This is a genomic window from Lentilactobacillus dabitei, assembly GCF_019061365.1.
GTDB classification, from domain to species: Bacteria; Bacillota; Bacilli; order Lactobacillales; family Lactobacillaceae; genus Lentilactobacillus; species Lentilactobacillus dabitei.
In genome coordinates, this window is record NZ_JAHPPD010000089.1 from 1 (window position 1) to 4,501 (window position 4,501).

The window sequence follows — 4,501 nt, forward strand, 5'->3', positions numbered from 1 at the left end:
GCCTATTCTTTGAGAAGCACCCGGAAGTAAAAGCCCAAAAGTTTTGGGGTGGCCATTTATGGTCACGCAGCTACTACATGAGCAGGGAAGTTGTTGAACACTATATCGATAATCAACGCTGATAACACCTTTTGGTGTTAGTTTGTGCATTCATCTACCTGGTTAAAATCAGGAGATTTCTGCGAATCCTTTCATTAAAAAATTCTTAAATGCCTAAACAATCAGTAATGGTAAGGCTTTCGAAAATTAGCGATTCATATTGTTCCCGTTGGCTGCCATGATGGCTCTAATTTCTTGATCAGTTGCCAAATTAAAATCGCCGGGGATTGTTAGTTTTAGAACCGCGGCTGCCATAGCGTAATTTAATTGATCCTGGGGCGTGAATTGATGCAAGAAGCCATGAATCATGCCAGCACCAAACGCATCGCCGCTGGCCACTTCGGCGTTAACGTTGATGTCATAAGCAGGACTTTCGTAAAACTGGCCATCCCGTAACATCAACGATGCCCATTTGCCATGTTGAACGGAGTAAATATTGCGCACAATACTACCAACCGTGTGAACACTTGGATACATATCGGTAATTAAGCTCATGCTGTCTTCAAATGACTTTTTTTGGTCGATGACGCTGCTGCGGTCGCCATTAAAGGCAGTCTCAATGCCAAATGCATCAAAAATATCTTCATCATGGACGAGACAAATATTAACGTAGGGCATGATTTGTTCGTTAAAGGCGATGGCATCCGCAGATGACCAGAGCTTGCCGCGGTAGTTAGCGTCGTAAACCACGGGGATTTGGTGTTGTTTACAAACCTTGATGGCGGCCAATAAAGTGGTTTGTAATTCTTCTGAGAGTGCCGGGGTGATGCCCGAAATATAAAAATAGCTGGTCTTTGCCAGTAGTGTGTTCCAATCGTAATCGCTGGCTTTGGATGCCGCAAAGGCGCTATCGGCGCGATCGTAAATGACTTCGCTGGGACGGATGCCGTTACCACGTTGGAGAAAGTAAATCCCCAAGCGACTGCCGCCACGAAGAATTTTGGTTATATCGACACCAAATTTGGCAACTGCTGCAGCCGCGCCGCTGCCTAAGTCGTTTTCTGGGAGCTTGGTCACATAGGCAACCTGATCGCCCAGCTGGGCCAATGAAACGGCAACGTTGGCTTCAGCGCCGCCGTAATTTGCATCGAAATGAGTTGACTGCATCAATTTATCATTACCAGGAGTTGTTAATCTGAGCATGATTTCCCCGAACGTTGTGACCTGCATGTGAATATCCCCAATCTGTTAGTCTGATGTGATGAAATCCTTATTGCCATTATCGTACCACAATCGTCTTTTGGGACCATGTTTTAGATAGGTGGTGGGAATATAAAAAGGGGTTGAGATATTAGTCGATAAGATATTTATAAATACAACTTGGCTTTCCCATCTTATATTGATAAAAGCTGCGCCAAACGGCTGATCCCTGCCATTTAACGGAAAGGACCAACTATTCCAAAATCAGGAATAATTGGTCCTTTCCGTTAAATTCTGGGATCAAAACGCCTACTCCCAGTCTTAAATAAAACAAATCAGATTACTGTTTAGAATCGTCAGAGGCATCATCGCTTGATGAACTGTCTGACGAGTCAATTGATTGTTGTGGCGCATCGATAACCGAAGTGGCTGGCTGAACAGTTTGCTGATCGGCCAGTTCGTTGTAGAAGTTCGCAAAGCTCAACGTATAGTAAGGCTGAACCCAGATAGCTGCAATTCCAAATGTGATGAGAACCACCAAGCCCCAGCCAATGAAGCTCAGGATCATCACGAAGTATTCCCATTTATGACCGTCCATCAATTGGCGACTCCGGGTAATCGCGTCAAGATAGCCAATTTGCTCACCATGATCAATCGCGTCCCGGTAAATATAATAGGCTTGCGAATATGAGAAGGCCTTGATAATTCCTGGAATGACCAATAATAAGGTCCACAGAAATGTGAAAATGCTAATTAAAATATACAGTAAGATTGTGCCTAAGAAGTATTCTCCTCGAGAGAAGATGGTGAATGACTTTTGCAGCGGATTCTCATAGGTTAAGGTTTGTCGAATCGCGTCGATGCTGATGAAGAACACACCGATTGTCATGATTGAAGCAAGTAGGGTGAGGAAAAATCCAATATTGACGGTAATCGTAAACGGATCACTCCGTTCCATATCGGGGACATACATGATCCCCCCAACGGCTTCCAGAATAAAGATTGGTAACCACAGTAGAAAATAAAATGAAAAATGGCTATTTAAAATACTTTTGGCATCCTTTTTTAATGCAGGCCTGTCCATTTTGACCAACTCCTATCTATATAATATGTAAATGAAAAGGTGTGATGCCCGGAATGAACATCGCACCTTCATTGTAAATTGTGTTTTGATGAGGCGGATTAAGTCGCTTTAAGACGATTGCCATCATAAAATTAATAACGAATCGTTAACGACTTAATTTCGCCTAATAAATTAGTCCGCTCTTTCAAACGCGCCTTTAGTGATCAATGCACTCTTAACCCAGCCTTGACCCTTTACATAAGAGAATGAGCTGGTCTTCTTGGTTGCAAAGCTCTTAGCTTTTATTGTTTTGTCAACTTTGAAGGTCGTGCTTGGTTTGATCTTGCCTTTTACCGTAAAGATAACGTTTGGTGTGTCGGCGCCAATCGCACCCTTGTAGACAGTTACTGAATTGTCCTTAGTGTGATAGGTTGCGGCTTTTTTGAAGAATTTTGATGATGTAATGGCAAATTTATAACTCTTTGTTTTAGCCGCACTAGCAGTCATTGGCGCAACGCCAATAAAAGGTGCTGCCAAGATGGCACTTGCGACAACCGTTGCAAATTTACTCATAACTTTCTCCCCCTTTGTCTATCTATAGAACCAGTTTGAGTATACAATATTACAAATCAATGTCAAAGAATTAGCCTTTTGCAATCTTGATGTAATATATTCGCGATGATATTAATCAACTATGCATTGAATTACTAATTAACATGACAAAATGTTGATAGATTATTCAAAATTTGAAACAGTAAGGTTCGGCACGTGGGATCAAATTGCGTATTTAAAATTTGATTGGGGGTTTCGTGAAATCTTGATCCCGAAATAAAGTCCTGATCCGCCGCAACCAATTCGCTCAGGGTCGCTGGGGTTGATTCAAGATGAAATTGCAACCCAATTCCAGATCCAAGCTGAAATCCTTGATTTGCCCAGTCCTGACTAGAGAAGAGGCCGCTGGCATTGGCGGGAACTTCAAAGCCTTCACCATGCCAGTGAAGAACTTGATAGGCATGATTTGCAGCAAATAAACGTTGGGCAAGTTGGCTGGTTGAAACTGGGCCGAAGCCAACTTCTTTAGGGGTGGGAATCACCTTACTGCCGAATGCTTTAGCCAATTGTTGGCCGCCTAAGCAAACGCCTAACATTGGTTTGCCTGCCGTCACCACTTCCTTAATGAGCTGGCGTTCTGCTTGAATCCACGGTAAATGATCATTGGCGCTCATCGGGCCACCCAGCACAACGAGAAAACTGATTGTATCTGCGGTTGGTAACTGATAGCCATTCTCAAATAGTGGGACCAGTTCGCGCTCATGCTGGTTCTCGGTAATCCATTGATCAATTAAGCCGGGAACTTCAAATGGGACATGTTGAATGATGGTTATTTTCATTTGGTTACCTCATTTCTCGACACTATGACGGATTAAATCTTCGACGATTAGTTTATATAGAAGAGATTGAATGGCAATTGATTGATATTGTTTGGCAGAAGCGTGGTCGTGGTCCAGGTTCTTAAGCTCATCGTTGAAAACTTTGATGAACTGATCATAGGCTTGCGGGATTGGGTTTAGCGTCAACGCAATTTTGATTGCATCGGCAACCGTGTTCAATGATAGGATTTGCTTGAGAATGCTGACCACTAGAATTGTTGCAATATGATCACGTGAATATCGTTTTTTTATCGGGCGGTCAACCAACCCTTTCTTGACATAACTATTGATCATTGATTTGGTGATGGTCGTGTTTGTGAGTGGGGTCAGATACTGATTTATCTGGTCGATTACCTGATCCATGTAGAGGTCAATTGACGGCAGTTCAGCGTATAATGGCAATGAAATTTGTGATAACTTGTGGCCAATCGTTTGTTTGAGCATTTAAGCAGCTCCTTTGATTTGAATATTGCTATTATGACATATTGAGGCTTGAAAATAAAGAACGTAGATTTGATATCTACATTATCTTGACTAGACGACCATTATATCTTATGATGGTTTTAGGATAGCTGTGTAAAGCAGAAGTCTGCATGTAAGCACCTTTGAAAAAAATTTCCAAACCCGGAATTTCTCTCAAAGGAGACTTACACTCCGACTTCTTTGCTCCGCTCACTTATTTAGGACCGCTGCACAAAGCAAAAGTCTGCACATAAGCACCACCAACAAAAATCCCCAAAACCGGGATTCCTGTTGGCGGAGACTTATG

At 42.5% G+C, this 4,501-nt stretch carries 6 protein-coding genes; 1 reads left to right on the forward strand and 5 read right to left on the reverse strand.

The window, feature by feature from the left end; all coding sequences use genetic code 11:
- The coding region (locus KTE19_RS11335; protein ID WP_217342318.1) for a transposase at window positions 1-122 on the forward strand (122 nt) is incomplete at its 5' end.
- Window positions 123-246: 124 nt separating this feature from the next.
- Here the strand turns inward: KTE19_RS11335 and KTE19_RS11340 are convergent.
- The 5 genes from KTE19_RS11340 to KTE19_RS11360 all read right to left on the reverse strand — a co-directional run bounded on the left by KTE19_RS11340 (window position 247) and on the right by KTE19_RS11360 (window position 4,176).
- Window positions 247-1,269, reverse strand: a complete 1,023-nt coding sequence (locus KTE19_RS11340) for a sugar kinase (RefSeq protein ID WP_217342314.1) — start codon at window positions 1,267-1,269, stop codon at window positions 247-249.
- Window positions 1,270-1,579: 310 nt separating this feature from the next.
- A complete protein-coding gene (locus KTE19_RS11345) occupies window positions 1,580-2,323 on the reverse strand; it encodes a DUF975 family protein (protein WP_217342315.1) in 744 nt (247 codons plus the stop codon).
- 171 nt (window positions 2,324-2,494) lie between these two features.
- Window positions 2,495-2,875: a signal peptide protein, YSIRK family gene (locus KTE19_RS11350; protein ID WP_217164431.1), complete on the reverse strand. Its 381-nt coding sequence runs from the start codon at window positions 2,873-2,875 to the stop codon at window positions 2,495-2,497.
- Between the two features lie 134 nt (window positions 2,876-3,009).
- Window positions 3,010-3,693 (reverse strand): type 1 glutamine amidotransferase, encoded by a 684-nt coding sequence (locus KTE19_RS11355; RefSeq protein ID WP_217164428.1) that lies wholly within the window; start codon window positions 3,691-3,693, stop codon window positions 3,010-3,012.
- A gap of 9 nt (window positions 3,694-3,702) precedes the next feature.
- Window positions 3,703-4,176: a DUF1836 domain-containing protein gene (locus KTE19_RS11360; RefSeq protein ID WP_217164426.1), complete on the reverse strand. Its 474-nt coding sequence runs from the start codon at window positions 4,174-4,176 to the stop codon at window positions 3,703-3,705.
- Window positions 4,177-4,501: the final 325 nt, after the last annotated feature.